This is a genomic window from Enterococcus sp. DIV2371 (genome assembly GCF_050498525.1).
Lineage (GTDB): Bacteria > Bacillota > Bacilli > Lactobacillales > Enterococcaceae > Enterococcus_B > Enterococcus_B mangumiae.
Genome location: NZ_JBIPAJ010000001.1, coordinates 2,549,856 through 2,567,779, shown reverse-complemented (window position 1 = coordinate 2,567,779; position 17,924 = coordinate 2,549,856). Strand labels below are relative to the sequence as shown.

27 protein-coding genes and 1 pseudogene are annotated in these 17,924 nt (G+C 38.2%); 27 read left to right on the top strand and 1 reads right to left on the bottom strand.

The genetic code is table 11. From position 1 onward, the window contains the following. Positions 1–10 precede the first annotated feature (10 nt). The 8 genes from IGL24_RS11955 to IGL24_RS11920 all read left to right on the top strand — a co-directional run bounded on the left by IGL24_RS11955 (position 11) and on the right by IGL24_RS11920 (position 2,607). Complete coding sequence (locus tag IGL24_RS11955) at positions 11–175, top strand: hypothetical protein (protein WP_206855104.1); 165 nt, start codon at positions 11–13, stop codon at positions 173–175. After that, the gene (locus tag IGL24_RS11950; RefSeq protein ID WP_206855180.1) at positions 168–470 is read left to right on the top strand and encodes a hypothetical protein; all 303 of its coding nucleotides are present in this window, start codon (positions 168–170) and stop codon (positions 468–470) included. Before IGL24_RS11955 ends, IGL24_RS11950 begins: the two co-directional genes overlap by 8 nt. Continuing rightward, complete coding sequence (locus tag IGL24_RS11945; protein ID WP_206855101.1) at positions 467–778, top strand: MazG-like family protein; 312 nt, start codon at positions 467–469, stop codon at positions 776–778. The genes IGL24_RS11950 and IGL24_RS11945 overlap by 4 nt, the downstream gene beginning before the upstream one ends. Next, positions 775–1,161 carry a hypothetical protein gene (locus IGL24_RS11940; RefSeq protein WP_034687964.1) on the top strand — a complete coding sequence of 129 codons (387 nt, stop codon included), beginning with the start codon at positions 775–777 and terminating at the stop codon, positions 1,159–1,161. The genes IGL24_RS11945 and IGL24_RS11940 overlap by 4 nt, the downstream gene beginning before the upstream one ends. 12 nt (positions 1,162–1,173) lie before the next feature. Continuing rightward, the gene (locus tag IGL24_RS11935; RefSeq protein WP_179099921.1) at positions 1,174–1,347 is read left to right on the top strand and encodes a hypothetical protein; all 174 of its coding nucleotides are present in this window, start codon (positions 1,174–1,176) and stop codon (positions 1,345–1,347) included. Then, a complete protein-coding gene (locus IGL24_RS11930; RefSeq protein ID WP_206855098.1) occupies positions 1,344–1,625 on the top strand; it encodes a hypothetical protein in 282 nt (93 codons plus the stop codon). Before IGL24_RS11935 ends, IGL24_RS11930 begins: the two co-directional genes overlap by 4 nt. Positions 1,626–1,663: 38 nt before the next feature. Beyond that, complete coding sequence (locus IGL24_RS11925; protein ID WP_242543250.1) at positions 1,664–2,023, top strand: YopX family protein; 360 nt, start codon at positions 1,664–1,666, stop codon at positions 2,021–2,023. A gap of 425 nt (positions 2,024–2,448) precedes the next feature. Then, positions 2,449–2,607 (top strand): hypothetical protein, encoded by a 159-nt coding sequence (locus IGL24_RS11920; RefSeq protein ID WP_206855094.1) that lies wholly within the window; start codon positions 2,449–2,451, stop codon positions 2,605–2,607. A 59-nt stretch (positions 2,608–2,666) separates the two neighbouring features. Here IGL24_RS11920 and IGL24_RS11915 read toward each other — a convergent pair whose 3' ends face one another. Continuing rightward, positions 2,667–3,086: a GNAT family N-acetyltransferase gene (locus IGL24_RS11915; RefSeq protein ID WP_206855091.1), complete on the bottom strand. Its 420-nt coding sequence runs from the start codon at positions 3,084–3,086 to the stop codon at positions 2,667–2,669. Positions 3,087–3,429: 343 nt separating this feature from the next. On the opposite strand from IGL24_RS11915, the gene IGL24_RS11910 reads away from it, so the two are divergent. The 19 genes and pseudogenes from IGL24_RS11910 (at position 3,430) to IGL24_RS11820 (ending at position 17,921) form a co-directional block, all read left to right on the top strand. After that, positions 3,430–5,127, top strand: coding sequence for a right-handed parallel beta-helix repeat-containing protein (locus IGL24_RS11910; RefSeq protein WP_206855088.1), 1,698 nt, complete (start codon positions 3,430–3,432; stop codon positions 5,125–5,127). A 150-nt stretch (positions 5,128–5,277) separates the two neighbouring features. Beyond that, positions 5,278–5,745: an ArpU family phage packaging/lysis transcriptional regulator gene (locus tag IGL24_RS11905; protein ID WP_206855084.1), complete on the top strand. Its 468-nt coding sequence runs from the start codon at positions 5,278–5,280 to the stop codon at positions 5,743–5,745. Between the two features lie 555 nt (positions 5,746–6,300). Further along, on the top strand, positions 6,301–6,483 hold the full coding sequence (locus IGL24_RS11900; RefSeq protein WP_206855082.1) for a hypothetical protein: 183 nt from the start codon (positions 6,301–6,303) through the stop codon (positions 6,481–6,483). 1,020 nt (positions 6,484–7,503) lie between these two features. Then, positions 7,504–8,004, top strand: a complete 501-nt coding sequence (locus IGL24_RS11895; protein WP_206855079.1) for a peptidoglycan recognition protein family protein — start codon at positions 7,504–7,506, stop codon at positions 8,002–8,004. 95 nt (positions 8,005–8,099) lie between these two features. Further along, positions 8,100–8,279: pseudogene (locus IGL24_RS11890) on the top strand (hypothetical protein). Then, on the top strand, positions 8,279–8,506 hold the full coding sequence (locus IGL24_RS11885; protein ID WP_084812820.1) for a hypothetical protein: 228 nt from the start codon (positions 8,279–8,281) through the stop codon (positions 8,504–8,506). Before IGL24_RS11890 ends, IGL24_RS11885 begins: the two are co-directional and overlap by 1 nt. A gap of 125 nt (positions 8,507–8,631) precedes the next feature. Continuing rightward, positions 8,632–9,525 carry a terminase small subunit gene (locus IGL24_RS11880; RefSeq protein ID WP_206855077.1) on the top strand — a complete coding sequence of 298 codons (894 nt, stop codon included), beginning with the start codon at positions 8,632–8,634 and terminating at the stop codon, positions 9,523–9,525. Next, positions 9,500–10,795: a PBSX family phage terminase large subunit gene (locus IGL24_RS11875; RefSeq protein WP_206855075.1), complete on the top strand. Its 1,296-nt coding sequence runs from the start codon at positions 9,500–9,502 to the stop codon at positions 10,793–10,795. Before IGL24_RS11880 ends, IGL24_RS11875 begins: the two co-directional genes overlap by 26 nt. 14 nt (positions 10,796–10,809) lie before the next feature. Next, positions 10,810–12,348, top strand: a complete 1,539-nt coding sequence (locus IGL24_RS11870; protein WP_206855073.1) for a phage portal protein — start codon at positions 10,810–10,812, stop codon at positions 12,346–12,348. A 4-nt stretch (positions 12,349–12,352) separates the two neighbouring features. Beyond that, the gene (locus tag IGL24_RS11865; RefSeq protein WP_206855071.1) at positions 12,353–13,501 is read left to right on the top strand and encodes a phage minor capsid protein; all 1,149 of its coding nucleotides are present in this window, start codon (positions 12,353–12,355) and stop codon (positions 13,499–13,501) included. A gap of 233 nt (positions 13,502–13,734) precedes the next feature. Beyond that, entirely contained in the window at positions 13,735–14,325 is a 591-nt protein-coding gene (locus IGL24_RS11860; RefSeq protein ID WP_010733985.1) for a phage scaffolding protein, read from the top strand. A 13-nt stretch (positions 14,326–14,338) separates the two neighbouring features. Further along, on the top strand, positions 14,339–15,226 hold the full coding sequence (locus IGL24_RS11855; protein ID WP_206855069.1) for a capsid protein: 888 nt from the start codon (positions 14,339–14,341) through the stop codon (positions 15,224–15,226). Next, complete coding sequence (locus IGL24_RS11850; protein WP_206855068.1) at positions 15,223–15,387, top strand: HeH/LEM domain-containing protein; 165 nt, start codon at positions 15,223–15,225, stop codon at positions 15,385–15,387. Before IGL24_RS11855 ends, IGL24_RS11850 begins: the two co-directional genes overlap by 4 nt. Before the next feature lie 29 nt (positions 15,388–15,416). Further along, a complete protein-coding gene (locus IGL24_RS11845) occupies positions 15,417–15,872 on the top strand; it encodes a hypothetical protein (protein ID WP_206855064.1) in 456 nt (151 codons plus the stop codon). Beyond that, the gene (locus tag IGL24_RS11840; protein ID WP_206855061.1) at positions 15,869–16,204 is read left to right on the top strand and encodes a putative minor capsid protein; all 336 of its coding nucleotides are present in this window, start codon (positions 15,869–15,871) and stop codon (positions 16,202–16,204) included. Before IGL24_RS11845 ends, IGL24_RS11840 begins: the two co-directional genes overlap by 4 nt. Then, a complete protein-coding gene (locus IGL24_RS11835; protein ID WP_206855059.1) occupies positions 16,204–16,569 on the top strand; it encodes a minor capsid protein in 366 nt (121 codons plus the stop codon). Before IGL24_RS11840 ends, IGL24_RS11835 begins: the two co-directional genes overlap by 1 nt. Further along, complete coding sequence (locus tag IGL24_RS11830; protein WP_206855055.1) at positions 16,569–16,967, top strand: minor capsid protein; 399 nt, start codon at positions 16,569–16,571, stop codon at positions 16,965–16,967. The genes IGL24_RS11835 and IGL24_RS11830 overlap by 1 nt, the downstream gene beginning before the upstream one ends. Beyond that, the gene (locus tag IGL24_RS11825; protein ID WP_023520360.1) at positions 16,968–17,486 is read left to right on the top strand and encodes a phage tail tube protein; all 519 of its coding nucleotides are present in this window, start codon (positions 16,968–16,970) and stop codon (positions 17,484–17,486) included. 54 nt (positions 17,487–17,540) lie between these two features. Next, positions 17,541–17,921: a hypothetical protein gene (locus IGL24_RS11820; RefSeq protein ID WP_242543245.1), complete on the top strand. Its 381-nt coding sequence runs from the start codon at positions 17,541–17,543 to the stop codon at positions 17,919–17,921. The last annotated feature ends 3 nt before the right edge of the window (positions 17,922–17,924 follow it).

Sequence of the window (17,924 nt, the reverse complement as noted above, 5' to 3'; positions counted from 1 at the left end):
GGGTACTGTCATGGAAATTAATGAGTTGAAAGCCCAAGTGGAGCTAATGCACAAAGAAGCGATGAGGCAAAGCGCTTCGTATGAAGACAAATGGTTAAATACATTTCACGGCGGACGTGAGAGCGCACTTGATCAAGTACTCAAATTATTGAAAGGAGACTGTCAGGATCGATAAGAAAGCAGCAATGAAACGAATTGCTGAATTAACCAGTACGGAATTTTGGCAAGAAGATGAAAAAATCATCGTAGAAGTACAAAAGCTTGGTAAAAAGATATGGACTGAGAAGCTTAGAAGAAAAACGCCGAGGAAAATTGCAATTTGGCATGGCGACAGAATTCTAGTTACAGGCACAGCTGAACAGTTAACAGAAATTACTGGGCTGTCAAAAAATATCATATGGAGTAGAGCGAAGCATATGGATATTGATTCTAAGGGGCGGCAATTTAAATACATGGAGGAAGAAAAATGAACGAGCTGACAATGAATATTGAGAAATGGGCTAAAAATAAAGGTTTGGATCAGGCACAACCAGAGAAACAGATGTTGAAGGTAATTGAGGAACTTGGAGAGGTCGGCGCTAGCATGGCTCGTGGCAATTTAGAAGCCGTAAAAGATGGTATCGGAGACACGCTTGTTACTCTTATCATTTTAGCTATGCAACATGGGTTGACTGCTGAAGAGTGCTTAGAACAGGCATGGGGAGAAATCAAAGGACGTACTGGGCAAATGATTGATGGGGTGTTTGTGAAGTCTAGTGATCTGGAGGACAGCAAATGAAAAAACTAATTATGCTCATTGTGACTATAGGAATGGTTTTTAGTTTATCGGCATGTCGTCAAGCTACGAAAGTGTCTCATAATGTAAGCCAAGAAGCAGATAACTTCAATGTAATTCGTCGTGTCGCTGTTATGAACACATTATCTAACACGGTAGAGTTTGAGGTTATTGGAAGAATTTCGGTAAACACTAGTAATTCTGAAAAGCTTGAGATACTAGTCGAAACGGAAGAAGGAGTTTACAAAAAGCATTTAATCAATATGACGCAGTTCAATATGTACGTGATAGAAGATCTCGCTGGCGCTGAAGTGAACCAATACAAATATGAAGTCAACTATATGCCTGAGAGCATTGTACCTTTCACCATGACAGAAAATAAGTAGGAGGAACAATAAATGGATGCACCAAAAGAATTATATTCAGATGCATTAAGAGGTGCTCGAAATCACCTAAAGGGTGCAAAAAGAGCATATAAAATACAACCTACGCTCGAAAATGAACGCAGAGTAAAAGCAATTCGTCGTAGATGTTCCATTTATGGTGAGTTACAGAAAGAGGACAGCAAATGAGTGATTTGGCTGAATACTGGAGAGACATAAAACCCTATCTTAAAGAACGTCGAAAACAGCATGTTAAAAGAATGGGGGATTCAGCTACAAAAAATATTAAAGCGCTGGGATTCGAGTTTACCCATTACCAAAGCAATCACCAATTTTCAATCAATACACATAAGGGGACCATTGACTACTGGGGAACAACAGGAACATGGATTGAACGTAAAACGAAAAAACGTGGAAAAGGGCTTCGTAGTTTAAGAAAGTATCTTGAGTTGGAGGACAGCAAATGATACCAAAGTTTAGAGCATGATTGAAAGATGAACAGGAAATGCAAGATGTTTTAGCATTTGATACACGAGGGCATAGTTTCCTAGGGATTGAAGGTCCTCATGTTACCGTGGACGACTGGTGCGATGTTTTTGAGGTTGGTGAACAAGCTGAACTCATGCAATCCACAGGACTAAAAGACAAGAACGGTGTAGAGACTTTTGAGAGGGATATTATAAAAAACTCAAATGGATTAACCGGCTATGTAACTTATCTGCAACAAGAAGCTGGCTTTGTAGTTGTATTAAAGAAAAGTGATTACAGATTAGGTCATAGAAATACTGGGGAATCATATGCAGAAGCAACTAACCACGAAGTTATCGGAAATATATACGAGAATGGTGAATTATCGAAGCAATAGACTAAGAAACCAGCCATAAAGACTGGTTTAGTTGTTACTTTTTAAAGCGATAGATTAGATATGCGATAAAAGTAACAACTGCGAGAAATAGGCCAATCAAATATCTAATAAAAACAGATAACGATTGATCAAGTCCATAGTTAAATATTTTAATTATAAAATAAAAAATCGGACATGCAAAAAGAAACATTGTGTAACATTGAGCATTACATTTTGCAAATCTACAAATAACTAGGACGAAAAGAATAACTATCACCCAAAAGATAACTTTTGCAGTTATAAACAAATGAGCCACCCCCTAAATCCCCCACAAATTAACGCTAACACGTTAGAGATTTAGAGACGAATAATAAGATTGAAACTCTGATATATTCAAGCAAGTGAACAAAAACACATTGGTTAGTTTTTATGAAGGAGGAACATCGATGAAAAAAATACGTATCGATATAGAGACTTGCTGGGCTGGCGTTGGGGCGGTGGAGTATTTCGAAGTAGAAGACGATGCGACAGAAGAAAAAATTGTAGAAGAGGCAAAAGAAATTTTTTACAATTACTGCAATTACGGGTATGAGGAAGTGCAGTAAGTAATCGATCAGGAGAAACTATAAAAGACCAACTGAAAGTTGATCTTAATTGTCAATGATCATATATAAATATCTTTTTTATAGAAAAATCTAATCTGGTTTTCCATAGGTGAATTAACAATTTTGCCAACTACTTCATAACCATGTTTTTCATAAAATTTTGGTGCATTAAAACTCATTGTTTCTAAGAAAATATAAGATTTGTTCTGTTGCTTAGCGATAGACTCCACATGATTTAGTAGTTTTGTACCTATCCCTTGCCCTTGAGTATTATTGGAAACATAGAAAAGTTCAATTTGTAGATGATCCCAGTGGATAAAACCAACAATTCTACCCAAAACAACACCTTCTGATTCGTAAACAAAGCTAATTTGTTGATATTCTTGCTCTAATTCAGGGACAATTTTCTTTGTATATGACTCTAATTCAGATAAAGTTAATTCTTTGTTTTTTGTATACTCCATTTGTTTAATTGACATAGCTTCACATCCTTTTTCTGATTAACAACTGAGAACCACTTATTATAGCGTCTAACTTTAGAATGTCAATAATAGCTTTATACAATAAATCAAAATATTGGTAAATATCACTAGTTTAGGATGAAATAAGATAAACGCTTGTTATCGTTTACATCGAGGGTGGACTTGCTAGGTCAATTTACAAAATAATCTAGATGAAGAGGGGAAAATTTATGAAAATAAATAAGCGTGAAGTAAATTTTATTTATGTAATCAGAATCCGCGATCCTAGTATATAAAGATTGAAAATACAAATGATTTTTATATAAATAAAAAAATATCATAAAATTAGGAGTGAACAATTATGAGTTCAAATATTAATAAAGCAAATGAAATAATCTATCTATCCCCTTCTGAAATGAAACCAACTGACCTAGATACGAGAACACCATCGGCAGATGCTGAAAATTTACAGAATTTGTTAAATGATTTAGGAATGCAAGGTGGAGGAACTCTTCGACTAGGAGCAGGAACTTTTATTATAAATCAAACCTTGTTTGTTCCATCAAACGTAACAATTGAAGGTGTTGGTGATAGAACAATCTTAGATGGTCGTGGGTTAGCACATGGAGACATTAATCAACGTCCTTTTCTATTGAGAGCTTCAGGAAATCAGGTAGGAAACTTAAAAGTATCTACTGATTTGGGTGAAGGGCAAACGAAACTTTCAGTTACTGGAGATATTTTTGAAGCGAGAACTGGACGAATGGTACAAATTATCAGTAATGAAAGACAGGGTGAAACAGAAGTTGGACTTCTTCCATTCAAAGAAGAGATTCAAAAAATTGTAAATGTTGATATTCAGGATGGAACAATTGAGATAGATGGTGGGCTACTCTTTGATTATATGCATGATGATAATCTTCGAGCAGAAATATATGAGCCAGTTAGTAATGTGGAAATTAAAAAGCTAAAAATTATATTAGGTGGTGTCGGTAGTGTGCATTCAGGTATTAATATCAACTATGGCCTGAACACAAAAATTGATCAAGTAACTATCGATGGTGCGGAGCACATTGGTATACAGATGACTCGAACATATTTATTTTCCATTATGAATAGCTACTTGCTTAATAGCACAAGTCCCTTATTTGATAACTTTAATAGTGGTTATGGTATAGCTGTGATTTCTTCGTCATGCTATGGACGAATTGAGAAAAACTTTTTTGACAATTGTAGACATGGAGTAACAGGAGGAAATCATGCACCGCATCATATTAGTGTTAGTTCTAATATATGTACCAATTGCCGAGTGGGCTATGCACTGGGGTGCCATGAACCTTGTATGTACTGGAACTTTAATGGGAATACTATTCAAGGGTGTGCTAGTGGGATAAATACTCGTGGAATGCATATGACTATTTCTGATAACTTTGTAAAGAATATCACGGGTGTAGGTATTTCAACAGGAGGAACTTCGGGAACTAACCTTCCAGTTGCTAAAGAATACGTTATTACAAACAATCGTATTACCAATACTAACGGAAGAGCAATAGAATTACGAGGTCATTTTGGACGTATAGAAGGTGCGATAATTGAAAAAAATACCTGTATCAAAACTTTAGGGATAGTCATTCGAAATGGTGAAAATTTAATTATTACGAACAACTTGATTGATCAAACTAACAATGTAGAAGATACAGTCTATGGAATTCAGCTTTCTTCGGCAGAGGGAATCACTCTGTTAGGAAACCACCTCATAGGTGCAAGAACTCACGGAGTATTTCTCGCAGAATGCATCGATGTGAATATCTCTAATAATATGTTCTATGTTAATAAAAGATTATGGGATACTGATAATGCTGTGATTCGTGTAGCAGTTGGCAGTAAAATTAGTATTAATAACAACCATTTTCAGTCTCTTACAAGAATTTCAGTATTCACAACAAACGCAAATGATATCATTTTCGTGAGCAACATCATAAGTTCAAGTCGAAGTAGCAATACAAACTTTTCAGGGGCAAGCAACCTTATTAGTAAGGATAATATTGAAACCAACTAAAGATAGATAAATTATCTAATATCAGTTTCTTTTACCAAATACTATGCTCTTTAATGTAGTGTAGTATTTGGTATTAAAAAAGCCGGATTCCTCCGACCTTAAGTAATAATTCCGACACAGTTATTATATCATAAATGGAGGAATCAATGGATGGTACTTTTCGATGTAAAGAAATATGAGACACCAGAGGCAAAAGATGTGGATATGGATAACACAAAACATAATGTTGGTGTTTTTCTTTCAGCATATCTGTCAGCTAGATGTAGGATAGGTCAACCTCGGGAGCCTAAAGTAACAGCATCTTACTCCTTGGTTCCACCTTCTACAGCAAATAATACATTTGAAGCAGAACGAATGTTGATTGAAAAAGAGGAAGCGCAAGAAGAATTTGAATATTTGCATAAACTGTTCATTCGTGGTTATTCCGCGATTCAGCATCCGCATAAGCCTGATGTAACGGAAAGACGGAAAAAGATATTTTATGATCGCTATATCAACGGTATGTCTATTTATGTAACTGCTCAAAGAAATAATACGAGCGAGGAATCTGTAAAAGTAGAATCGAACAAAATCATCATTCAATTTGCTTCTTCCTTAGAGCTGGTTGCTTTTAAGTAGCCAGTTTTTACACTTTTTATACCCATTTACTACCCAAATGCTTTCCTTTTTATACCAATCAACTACCTAGAAAATGATTTATTATGATAGTGTCGAAAGATTAGGAAACAGGACATCGACAAAAACAATTTGAAGGGAGGAAATCTCCCTCATCGTTGTAATTAAGCTTTGATAGACAGCAACAAATAAACTAAAGTATGTGGGGTTTAGCTCCTGCGGATAGTTCATCTGTTGCTGTCTATTCTTATTATGTCGCTGTGGCGGAATTAGGAGACGCAACAGTCAATGGTGAATAACCTCGTGAGAACTTAGTAAGTTCTTGTGTGTGGTGCAATCCCACTCCAGCGACTTTGGGAGGACTTATTTAACACCGGTCAGTGTAATAAGTATCTGACCCATAACAATAGCAACTGAGAATGTGGTAAGGACGAGAAGCAGACGTCAGGCCTGTGTAAGGTTGTTTGATTTGTTTATATCTACAATGTGAATATACTTTACTAATTATCAAAAGTTGTTTATCCTGTATAAAAAATGTTCTCAGAGGTGTAACGATTTATGTTCGAAACTAGTGAATTGAAAAAAGATGGCATCTACATGGCTAAAGTAGTCGGAGAAAAAGAACTTTATAAAATCAAAATTCGTAATATTATAGAAAGAACAGCAGTCGTCGAGTTAGTGGACGACAGCAATAAGGTAGCAGTAGTTAAGTTAAAAGATATTAGAGAAGCTGTTCTATAAAGGATAGCTTTTTGTTTTGAGATAAAAATTTGCCGGTATCAAATCTGGCAGATTGTAGGGCCTATTTACTTATAATTCGAGTTTTGCAACAAAAGCTACAAAATAAAAATTCGTCTGAGGGTCTTTTTAAGCTAATAGAGAGAAGAGCATCATTATGTTCTGTATGATACCCGATAGCAGTGATTTCATCTTTCTGTTTAATACGAGGGCAAGTGCATTCGTGAATGACGAATCGATTATTCGATATTTTTAACTTTTTCTTTTTGATCACATAGTAAGGCATTTTACTTACCTCTCTTTTTTACTCTATTATACAGCGAAAGGATAAAAAGTCATGAAAAAGTTAAATCAGATGAATGATTAGAAGGTACAAGGTAAAGACTTGTAAGTAATACAATATATATTTTTTTACAACGCTTGATCAACTCATATCGTCTAGGAGAAAGTCCATCACTTAGAGTGTATGAGACAAACTTGGATGCTACAAAGTCTTTCTACCATTATCTTAGGAGGAAATTATGAAAACTAGGTAAATATTTTAGAGGTAGATTACACGCTAATCCAAGATGTGTCACAGGCCAAAAATCAAATTATATCAAAAAAGCATATACTAGTTTCTGCTAGTATAAGTAAATGATTATAGTAAAAAAATTACAAAAAACGGACATTAATAGCTAGTAAAATCATTATTGACACTCATAAGAAAATCAGCAACACTTCGCCAACTTAGTTACATAATGAGAAACTCCTGATACTGATAACTAATCAATAGATATTCATAGCCAAATGAAGATAATCCAACTAGAGTAGTTCAAATATTATAGATAAAAAATAGTATTCGAATAGTGAAATAATACGAGAATCAATAATGTAAATTAAACTTTCTTAAATTTCTACTAATATCTCACAGCAAAATAATAAATGTGACATTTTTGATAGTCTGTTCGATGGAAATTTAAAGTAAATAACTTTTATACTAGTTATGTAAGTGCTTACGAAAAAATCAAGGAGGATAGATTTATGACAACGATTATTAGTCCACTTGCTACACCTTATCAATTTGAAGAGTTTGTTAACGATGGCGAGGAAAGATGGAATAGTCGAAATGGCACTGAGATTACAACAGTTGTTATTCATCATATGGCTATGACTAATTATGATGGTGTACCTGAAGTTTGGCGTGAGCGAGAAGCATCAGCTCATTATGGTATAGGACCGGACGGAGAAATCAGAGCATATGTCGGAGAAGAAAAAAGAGCATGGCACGCTGGAAAAGCAAATTCTTACTCTATAGGTATTGAGAATTGTAATACTTCAACAGCACCAGATTGGAAAGTAAGTGACAAGACGGTAGACTCATTAGTTAAACTAATTAAAGATATTAATAAGCGGTATGGTAGAAAAATGAGGATCGTAGGTCACCAGTGTGCCGAAGGAAACTCTCCGTCATCGACAGAATGTCCAGGGCCATCATTGATTCCTCGTTTATCTGAGATAATTAAAAGAGTAAATGGAGAATAAACTATGTAGCCATCGTGATTCGGTGGCTTCTTTATTATATATTAGATCACTCGTTGAGTGGTCTTTTTATTATGCATTAAAGGAGGAATAAACTCATGAAACAATACACTGATAAAGATTTTGAGGAAATGTAACAATTAAAGAAGGGCTTTGAAGAAGTTGGTCAAGGTCAAGTATTTACGATTGGAACTATTCAACGGAGATTACGTGTTGGAAAGGAACGAGCTACTGCTCTTTACAATGATTTGATCTCAGATAGAGAGAAGGCCACGTGATGAGAAATTACTGGTACGTATCACTATCTAATAGGTATCCGCAACCTAGCCAAGATGATCCATCACGCATTGTCTTATCCATTCAGATTAAGAATAGATATTCCATTATCGAAATGACTAGAGAAGCTACACCTATCGAAATTGATGGTTGCAAGCTTCGCTATTGTGGTCATGGAGTCTGGAACGATGAAAACATTCAGAGGAACATAAGGAGATATGTAAGGTGAAAGAAAGCAATGATTACACTAAGTTGCTCAAACTAGGAAGCTATTAAGAAGTACAGATGCAGTATTGACCGTATAATTTTATGAAACAAAACTTAACCAGCAAAGAATGTGAGGTGGTGTGTAGTGTGAAAAAGTGGGAACTAGCATACATAGATTATCAAAGCGGCATGAAGTACAAAGACATAGCCGCTAAATACGATGTATCTATCAATACAGTTAAGTCTTGGAAGTCTAGAAAGTGGGATGGTTTTCCTGAAAAAAAGGGTGCAACAAAAAAAGAAAAGGTTGTACACAAAAAAGAGGTGCATCCAGTAATAGATAATAATGATCTGACAGAGCAGCAAAAACTGTTTTGTCTTTATTATCTACAAAGCTTCAACGCTACTAAGGCATATCAACAGGCTTATGGATGCGATTATAATTCCGCTAGGTCTAACAGCATAAGATTGATAGCAAAAGATAGCATAAAGATCGAGTTGAAAAGACTGAAGGCAGAACTGCAGCAAGATATGTTTCTTGATGTAAAAGATTTGATAAAAGAATATGCAAAGCAAGCGTTTGCTGATATCACTGATTTTGTTGAGTTCTCATCATCCGAACACAAACTATATACCTATGATGATAAGGGTGAAAAGCAAGAAGTTTATAACGAGTTCACTGGAGATTTGGAAACATACAAGTCATCTCAAGTTGCATTGAAAAATAGTGAAGAAGTAGATGGCACACTTATTCAAGAGGTCAAAAAAGGCAAAGATGGTGTTTCTGTCAAACTTTATGACAAACAAAAAGCTATGTCTGAACTACTGAAGTTCTTCACCGTTGATGAATTGAAACAAGCTCAGATTCGCAAAGTTCAATCTGAGGCTGATATTATCGAAAATAAAGCATCTAAGCTGGTGTTAAATGAAAAAGAACAGAGTAAAGTACAAGGCCTTATTGATATCGGCCAATCGCTTATTGGTCCAATAAAGAAAGATGAGGAGAGTGATGCAGATGAGCCAGTTGAAACTATCGACTAAGCAAAAAGAGAATATTTTCCAATCGCTCAAGGGAATTCGGATGGAATTGAACGAGGGAACGATTCGTTCTGGTAAGACGATGTCAGATGCTCAAAAGATGGCGTTAATATACGCAGGACATCCCGATACGAATCATCTTGTGCTTGCTTATAACCAAGAACAAGCCTACAGAATGTTTATGGATTGTGAAGGATTCGGACTGGAACATATCTTTGCCAGCTGTGCTGAAATTCGACACGATGAGCATGGAGATCATTTATGGATCAATCTACCAGAGGGAGAAAAGCGGATCTATTATAAAGGCGGCGGAAAAGTAAATGCTGTCGGTGCCATCACTGGTATGTCATTTGGAACTGTCACTTTTTTGGAATTCAATCTGCTTAACAAAGCAGTTATAGATGAGGCTTTTCGTCGGACTAAAGCTTCTAGTTTTCGTTATCATCTCGCTGAACAGAATCCGCCAGCACCAAATCATCCGAACATAGAAACTCTTAAACCCTTTATAGAAACTGGGTCTTTTAAGTTTCGTCATTGGCGACCACAAGATAATCCTATTTTAACGAAACAAGCTTTGAAAGAATGGGAAGCGGAATGTAAAGTCTCCGAGTATCTTTACAAACGAGATTGGCTAGGTGATCGTGTGATGCCTGAAGGTGTGATCTATTCAATGTTTAACGAAGATACTCATCTGTCGAAGGGAATCATCGGCAAGCCTGTAGAAGCATTCTTTAGTGCAGACGGCGGACAAAGTGATGCAACTACCTGTTCCTTAAATCTCGTTACATGGAAAGACGGAAAATATTATCTCTATCGGATGGCTAACTTCTACCATAGTGGTGCCGACACGGGTGTCACGAAAGCGATGAGTGAGTATGCCAAGGAAATTAGGCAGTTTAAAGAATGGTGTTATAAAGAGTGGTCATGGCTGCCTAAGCATTCAAAATTCTTTGTCGATCCAGCTTGTAAGTCATTGAGTGAGGAATTACGTGTGTTAGGAATCGTCACAACAAAAGCAGACAACAACTCAAAAGACAAAGTAACCAGCAATGGCACTAAAATTGAAATAGGTATCGAACGTATGCAAAGCGCCTTGTCAAAAGGACGCTTTTTTCTTTACGATCATGATGGCAAGTATGGTCACTATCATTTCATCAAGGAATTAGGAATGTACGTTCGGAATGATTCGGGCTACCCAGTGGATAAAAACAACCATGCATTAGACGAATGTCGTTATGCGATTAATTACTTTACGAAACGCTATGTTCTTTAGCAGGAGGTGATCGGGTGTCATTTTGGCAAGCAATAAAAAGAGTTTTTGGAAAGGGGGCGGTTGCAATAGGAGCGAAAAAAGAGCTTCAAAGTATTTTAGATCATCCAAAGATTCAAATGAGTCGTGAAGAATATGATCGTATTCAAAACAGCTTGCTCTATTACCAAGGGTACATGCATTGTAATTATGATCAGATAGCAAAGGCGAATATCAATATGGCCCGCAAGGTTGCTTCTGAATATGCGAAGGTAATGTTCAATGAACAGGCAGAAATCACGATCGGAAAAGATGATAAATCAAAAAAATATGATGAAGCAAGTGCTTGGATAGAGTCTGTGTTTCAGCATAACGACTTCAAGCGTAATCTCAGTAAGTATCTTGAACCAGCAATGGCTCTTGGTGGCTTAGTTGTGCGACCTTATTTCAATGACCAATCAGGACAAATTGAGTTCTCATGGGCACTGCCTGACGCATTTTACCCATTGGAGAGTAGCACCAATAAAATCAGTCAGTGTGCGATTGCGTTTAAAACCATCAAAACTGAAGGCTCCAAAACATTCTTTTACACGCTACTTGAGTTTCACCAGTGGATCGACGGAGAGTATTGGGTGCTCAATGAGCTTTATGAAAGTGAAAAATATAATGTTTTAGGAATGCAGGTATCGTTGGACACTTTGGAACAATATGCAGAGTTGGATCCAGCGAGGCATGGGGAAGAAATTGAACGCCCTATCTTCTCTTATTTCAAGACAGCTGGTTTTAACAATATCAACCCATACTCACCACTTGGTGTTGGTGTGTACGATAACTGTAAACGAACACTTGATCGACTAAACAAAGCGTTGGATGCGTTTGATCATGAAATTGATGTGGGAAAACGGCGAGTTGCTGTTCCTGAATCGATGCTGGATGGTGTACCCAACAAAGAGACTGGAAATATTGATTTGACCTTTGACCCAAACGATGATTTCTATGTGGTTATTCCCGGATCTAAACCAGATGATTTTAAGATTACGGATTTAACTCATGAAATTCGAACAGAACAATACATTGGAGCAATTAATCATCGCTTGCGACTTCTAGAAATGGAAGTGGGGCTGTCGACTGGTACGTTCGTTTTCGATGGTGCCGGGGTACGTACTACGAATAAGACGGCAACTGAGGTAATCAGCGAGAACTCGCAAACGTATCAATCAAGGAACCAACAAACAACCGAATTAGAGGAATTCATTCGGGATGTTGTGCTAGCGCTGTGTGAGCTAGGTCGAGCCACAGAAGTTGACGGGAAACCACTATTTAGTGGTGAATCTCCAAATCGTGAAGAGATCGGTGTGAACTTTGATGATGGCATCTTCTTAGATAAAAAGTCAGAATCTGATTATTATCGTGAACTGAAAAATGATGGGCTGATTCCCGGATGGTTAACTTTAGCCAAAATAATGAAGTTGCCTGAAAGTAAGGCAAAAGATCTTTACCGACAAGCGCAATTAGATGTAGTTGATGAGACTACTGGTAAAATACGAGATTCTGGATACGAAGACTTCGAGGAGTGATTGAATGGCCATTACACCTAACCAGTTAGATATTGAGGCTTCTTACATTCAAGATGCTTATATGGCGATGGAAGATGAGATCATGAGGATGCTTGTCAAGCATTTGAAAATGCCAACTCGAATGCCTTTGAATGAGGACAATGCTTTTCATTGGAAAATTGAAAAGATGCATCAATTAAACCTTTTGAATCCGCAATCGTTGCAGCAATTGGTCAATGAAACAAGTCAGTATTCTTATGATCAGCTACGTAAAATCATAGTGGATATGGGGTTTGAAGTCATTTCAGATCTTGACAAAAACTTATCTCAACAAACTGGAAAAGAACCGCCATCACGAACTGAGATTGACAATGTGATGGAGTCGTATCTCAATCAGCAATGGCGAGATCTTGACAATCATGTCAATCAAACGCTGATCGACACTAATTATCCGAATAATCCACTGGCTAAGATGTATCAACAAGTTTTAAACGATACTGCGGCCAAAATCATTGGCGGCACTAAAACGCCACAACTGGCGCTTAGAGAATCGATCTATGCGATGGTGGAAAAAGGGGTGATGACGACCTTTGTCGACAAGGCAGGGCGTGAATGGAGCCTTGAGCGCTACGTTCGGATGGTTTTGAAAACCACAACGCATCGAGTCTATCAGGATCTGCGACTTAAGCGAGGGTTAGAGCATGGAATTGTCACAGCGCTAATGAGTAGCCATATGGCTGCACGACCACACTGTGCCCATATCCAAGGCGGATGGGTCTTGCTTGTCCGTAAAGAGGATGCGCCGGAAGAATTACGTCATATTTCATCGATCTATGATTATGGATACGGTGAGCCTGACGGAACCCAAGGTATTAATTGTCGACATCGATTGTACATCCAAATCTATGATCCGGATCTTGATATTCACATGAAGCAATATGATCCAAAACAAGCGATTGACAATGCGGACTTAGTTGCAAAACAGCGCCGCATGGAAGTCGCTATTCGACGTGCTAAGCGGCAATTGAACGCAGCAACGACAATGGACAACAAAGAAGATGTTCTGCACTTCAAACAACTGGTCAGACGACGTCAAGCAGCACTGCGTACTTTTATCAATGAGCATGATCAATTGTTACGTCGGGATTATTCGAGAGAGCAAGTGTATTCATAGAAGGAGAAAGTATGGTGGAGGATTAAAGCAAATTGAGCTTATCTGAAATCTTACTAACATTTTATGAAATTGGTCTTGCTTTGAAGTTTGAGGATTTTGATTTGTTTAGTCTAGCTTGCTAGGCTTTTATTTTGTCCTGAATATGACATTAAACTGTTTATCTACCGAGTGAGCGGTATAACTCACACTCTAAACTGGTACCAACCAGAATAAAAAGGAACGGAGAATGAATCATGGAATGGATCAAAGAAATTTTATCAAAACACGTCGGAGAGGATGGGAAGTTTGATCTAGACGGAGCGACAAAAGAAATAAAATCAGAATTCCCGAAAAATGCTGTGCCTAAAGCTGATTTTAACGATAAGTCTCAAAAGCTAAAAACTGCAAACGAAGATTTAACCGCCGCAAATGCGCTTGTTGAGCAGTTGAAAGCATCAAACAGTGGAAATGAAGATCTGCAAAAACAAATTGATGACTATAAAAATCAGTTAGAAACCGTAACCGCTGAAAGACTAGCAGATCGTAAGAACGCTGCGATCGAATTAGCTTTAACACAAGCTGGAGCTAAGAACATTACAGCTGTGAAAGCTTTGTTGAAGGCAGATGAATTGGAAATGACTGACGAAGGGGTCAAGGGATTAGATGATAAAGTAGCCTCACTGAAAAAAGATGAAGGCTATTTGTTTCAATCAAGCGATCCTGCACCACAGCCAAAGAAAAAGCAGTTTGTGGCTGCTGGTAATACAGGTGGTGGTGAGCCACCTAAAGAAAAAAGCTGGAAAGATAATCTAGCAGAGAATATTGCAAGAACAAAAAATAATTAGGAGAGTGGTTTAAATGCCAGTAATTTTAGACAGTAAAGATTTAGCGAAAATCGACAAGGAATTTGCAGCTGAGTCGCAAGTATGGGAAGTATTGACCCAAGGGGCAAAAGATATCACGGAAGCTGATTTTGTGGGTACTCACGAAGTACGTGTAAATGAAATGCAAGGATTTACGGCTGCCGATTATAAGCGGAATAAAGAAAACGAACGGAACAATATCTCCGTTGAGAAATCAACTTTAAAATTGGAAAAGGAACGTTGGATGGGCTACGACATGGATCGCTTAGATCAATCGGAAAATGCAGCTTATCAAGTAGGTGCTGTCATTGAAGAGCACACTCGATTGGTTACGATTCCTGAGAAAGATCAAACCGCTGTTGCACGTTTACTTGAAGCCGGATTTGATACTTCTGATAATGTTTACAAAGGAAAAACGGTCAAAGAAACAATCACTAAATCTAATATTTTAGATAGCTTCGACGATGCTGAAGCGTACATGACTGACACAGAAGTCATTGGTCAGTTTGTGGCATTTATGTCTAGTGATGCCTACAAAGCATTGAAGAATGCAGATGGCGTTTCTAAAACTTTTACCACCAACACTGTTCAATTTAATGGTATCGATCGTCGTGTCGAGATGCTTGATGGCACGAACATCATCATCCAAAAGGTTGCTAAAAATCGGTTGCAGGTCGATGAAGACAAGCATATTAATTTCATTATGACACCTATCACCGTTGCTAAGCCAATCGAGAAGTACAATACGATTGATTTGGTCCCTGCTGACCAGGATCGTGGCGGTTACCGTGACACCATCAAAGGGTTGGATTATTACGATTGCTTGGTACTTAAGAAAGCACGTCCAGCAATCTATATCTCTTATGATGACCCAAAAGCATGACCCCGGAAGAACCGGGGAAGTCTGGGGTAGAAGGTAAATCATTTGTCATCGATGACATGAAAGTTGATGAGCTTAGAGCTGAGTTAGATCGTCTTGGCATTGAGTATCCATCAACTGCCAAGAAACCAGAATTAATTGAGCTGTTAAAAGAGAGTGAATAACCACTCTCTTTTTTCATGGAGGTGAAACCATGGAACGAATAAGACGTAAGCCGTTGAATGAAATCTTTGACGATCAGGAAAGCATCGAGCCATGTGGCTACTTGTCTCTTAAAGAGTATAAACGCTTGGTGGATAAAGAAACAGAACTGACTGAAAAAGATTTCCGAAAGTTTCTGAGAAAAGCTAGTGCATTGTTGGACATCCAAACGAGACGTTTTTATCAGAGGAATGATCTCGAGTCAGATATTCCGATGCGGCGCGATGCATTCAAGTTGGCTGTTGCTTATCAAATTGAGTACATGCATGAGGCTGAGGCCACTACAACGTTCGGCATGCAAGAGCCTGACAGCTGGTCCATTGGTCGGATGAGTGTTTCTAAAAGCAAAGGTGGTTCGTCATCGACAAACGAAGTATCCCTGCTTTCTGGGGACGCTATGCTGCAGTTATCTGGCACAGGCCTGTTATATCGTGGGGTGAGTCGATGAGAATGCCACCAAAACGTTTTTTCCCTCATGCAATGATCTATCGGAAGAAAATTGGTGTAACCCCAAGAGGTGAGCCTATTCTTGAGGATGAGCTTGTCATTGAGCATGTCCGCTTTGATGACACAGTCAAGTTTGAGCCGAGGGATGTCGATGGGAAAGTACAAACGCCCAATGCATTGATTTCTATGGTGAAGAAATACACTGGACCATTACCAGAATTTTCAGTTGCAGACCAAATTGAGATCTTTGGCAAACATTACACTATCGCAAAAGTTGTACCGCTGAATGCTGATTCACCTGATCCTTTCGGCTATGAAATTGAGGTGGTCTGATGAGTGGGATCAAGATTGACATTGATCTAGGTGGTGTCCGATCAAAGCTTAGTGAAGATAACTTGGGGCTTGGTCAGTTGAACATGGCCAACCGGATGCTACAAACCATGAACGAAAATGTGGTGCCATGGGACACGATGCATTTGCGTGACACTGGCCAAGTATCTGGTCGGGGAAGTCAGCTGATATTTGATGCGCCATATGCAGGTCCGCAGTATTATGGCGGCCGAAAGCATCCAGTAACTGGTGTATGGATCCCATTTGTCAATAAGCAGCCCGGAACCGGTCCATTTTGGGATGAAGCAGCGAAACCCTTATTCATGAGTGATTGGTTACAGGCATTTAAGATTGGAGCGAAACTATAATGGATTTTATAGATCGGCTACAGGAAGTAGCCAGTAAAATCGATGTGCCGGTGATTATCCAAGCCATCGATCAGGAGGAGTCAATTCGGTTGGTACCACTACCGGGAGGCCGAACAGTCAAATCGTACATGAATGGGGACAAGGTCAAGGAATTGCCGTTTGAATTTCGGTTCAAGACCCAAAACTTTTCTGGCGACCGTGTCATCTATCAGCTTTCTGAGATTTTAGAAAATGTGAAATCTATCCCATCTGAAGATGGTTCTTATCAATTCATGGCTTTGACAATTTCCAATGAACCCTTTTTGCTTGGTCAAGACGATAAAAAGTTCTTCTATTATCGATTAGTCGTCCAAGCAAAACTCTATTTTAAAAATAAACCACAGGAGAGTGAAGACTAAATGAAAAATGTAAACAGTGAACGTGGTCATTTTATTGCGCCATTTACGAATATCGCTACACCACCAACAGAAGCTGCGTGGGTAGAATTGGCAGATGGAATTGAAGACATTTCTGATGCGACAACGGAAACAACAGAGGAAAAAGCTTACTACAACGGCGTGAAAACAAACATGGTCAATAGTGTATCTGGAGCTTATAACGTATCTGGTGACTATGATTCTGAAGATAAAGCACAAAAAATTATTGCAGACATGAAGTATAAAACCGGCATTGGTCGTAAAGTTTGGCATCGTGTTGTCAGTGCTGACAAGACAAAACAATGGACTGGACATGCGACAGTGACGGACATTGTGGCTGGATCTGGTGCAGCGGATGCAACGGAAGATTTTTCTTGTACAATTACCTTCGATGCAACACCGACGGAAGGTGTTCCGGGATCCGGTGGTAATAACGCAGATGTGTCTTTGAATTCTGCACCAACAAACACTAAAGCAAACAAGAAAGAAGAGACTAAGTAAGAGGAGCGATTATCGCTTCTCTTTTTTACATACCAACGAATGGAGGAAACAAACATGGTAAAAATCCAAGTGAAAAAAACACAACTACCAATTGAGATTGGCGAACACACATTTTATATTGATACATCCGAAAAAGGAGCAGAAGCCTTTTGGAAATTAGTTTCAAATTATGCGACAAAGTCTGCAAAGATCACTGAAAAACTGGAAAAAGAGATGATCAAACCGGAAACAGCTGACAGGAAGGCGCATGAAGAATTAGAAAAAGTGATGGATCAGCTTTTAGGAGATGGCGCATTTAACAAGTTGTTTAAGCTTTCGCCTGACTACACATTGATCTCTGAGTACTACATGGAGATTTGTTCCGCAGTAGGAGAAGAGCTTGGCGGACGAAAAAAACAATTCTTCGATAAAATGCAGCGTTACTTAGAAGGATAGAGC

What these genes read in the sequence shown, in the direction of transcription:
- IGL24_RS11955 (WP_206855104.1), top strand. Translation starts at nt 11, where the DNA reads ATGGAAATTAATGAGTTGAAAGCCCAAGTGGAGCTAATGCACAAAGAA.
- IGL24_RS11945 (WP_206855101.1), top strand. Translation starts at nt 467, where the DNA reads ATGAACGAGCTGACAATGAATATTGAGAAATGGGCTAAAAATAAAGGT.
- IGL24_RS11940 (WP_034687964.1), top strand. Translation starts at nt 775, where the DNA reads ATGAAAAAACTAATTATGCTCATTGTGACTATAGGAATGGTTTTTAGT.
- IGL24_RS11935 (WP_179099921.1), top strand. Translation starts at nt 1,174, where the DNA reads ATGGATGCACCAAAAGAATTATATTCAGATGCATTAAGAGGTGCTCGA.
- IGL24_RS11930 (WP_206855098.1), top strand. Translation starts at nt 1,344, where the DNA reads ATGAGTGATTTGGCTGAATACTGGAGAGACATAAAACCCTATCTTAAA.
- IGL24_RS11925 (WP_242543250.1), top strand. Translation starts at nt 1,664, where the DNA reads ATGCAAGATGTTTTAGCATTTGATACACGAGGGCATAGTTTCCTAGGG.
- IGL24_RS11920 (WP_206855094.1), top strand. Translation starts at nt 2,449, where the DNA reads ATGAAAAAAATACGTATCGATATAGAGACTTGCTGGGCTGGCGTTGGG.
- IGL24_RS11915 (WP_206855091.1), bottom strand. Translation starts at nt 3,086, where the DNA reads ATGTCAATTAAACAAATGGAGTATACAAAAAACAAAGAATTAACTTTA.
- IGL24_RS11910 (WP_206855088.1), top strand. Translation starts at nt 3,430, where the DNA reads ATGAGTTCAAATATTAATAAAGCAAATGAAATAATCTATCTATCCCCT.
- IGL24_RS11905 (WP_206855084.1), top strand. Translation starts at nt 5,278, where the DNA reads ATGGTACTTTTCGATGTAAAGAAATATGAGACACCAGAGGCAAAAGAT.
- IGL24_RS11900 (WP_206855082.1), top strand. Translation starts at nt 6,301, where the DNA reads ATGTTCGAAACTAGTGAATTGAAAAAAGATGGCATCTACATGGCTAAA.
- IGL24_RS11895 (WP_206855079.1), top strand. Translation starts at nt 7,504, where the DNA reads ATGACAACGATTATTAGTCCACTTGCTACACCTTATCAATTTGAAGAG.
- IGL24_RS11885 (WP_084812820.1), top strand. Translation starts at nt 8,279, where the DNA reads ATGAGAAATTACTGGTACGTATCACTATCTAATAGGTATCCGCAACCT.
- IGL24_RS11875 (WP_206855075.1), top strand. Translation starts at nt 9,500, where the DNA reads ATGAGCCAGTTGAAACTATCGACTAAGCAAAAAGAGAATATTTTCCAA.
- IGL24_RS11865 (WP_206855071.1), top strand. Translation starts at nt 12,353, where the DNA reads ATGGCCATTACACCTAACCAGTTAGATATTGAGGCTTCTTACATTCAA.
- IGL24_RS11860 (WP_010733985.1), top strand. Translation starts at nt 13,735, where the DNA reads ATGGAATGGATCAAAGAAATTTTATCAAAACACGTCGGAGAGGATGGG.
- IGL24_RS11855 (WP_206855069.1), top strand. Translation starts at nt 14,339, where the DNA reads ATGCCAGTAATTTTAGACAGTAAAGATTTAGCGAAAATCGACAAGGAA.
- IGL24_RS11850 (WP_206855068.1), top strand. Translation starts at nt 15,223, where the DNA reads ATGACCCCGGAAGAACCGGGGAAGTCTGGGGTAGAAGGTAAATCATTT.
- IGL24_RS11845 (WP_206855064.1), top strand. Translation starts at nt 15,417, where the DNA reads ATGGAACGAATAAGACGTAAGCCGTTGAATGAAATCTTTGACGATCAG.
- IGL24_RS11840 (WP_206855061.1), top strand. Translation starts at nt 15,869, where the DNA reads ATGAGAATGCCACCAAAACGTTTTTTCCCTCATGCAATGATCTATCGG.
- IGL24_RS11835 (WP_206855059.1), top strand. Translation starts at nt 16,204, where the DNA reads ATGAGTGGGATCAAGATTGACATTGATCTAGGTGGTGTCCGATCAAAG.
- IGL24_RS11830 (WP_206855055.1), top strand. Translation starts at nt 16,569, where the DNA reads ATGGATTTTATAGATCGGCTACAGGAAGTAGCCAGTAAAATCGATGTG.
- IGL24_RS11825 (WP_023520360.1), top strand. Translation starts at nt 16,968, where the DNA reads ATGAAAAATGTAAACAGTGAACGTGGTCATTTTATTGCGCCATTTACG.
- IGL24_RS11820 (WP_242543245.1), top strand. Translation starts at nt 17,541, where the DNA reads ATGGTAAAAATCCAAGTGAAAAAAACACAACTACCAATTGAGATTGGC.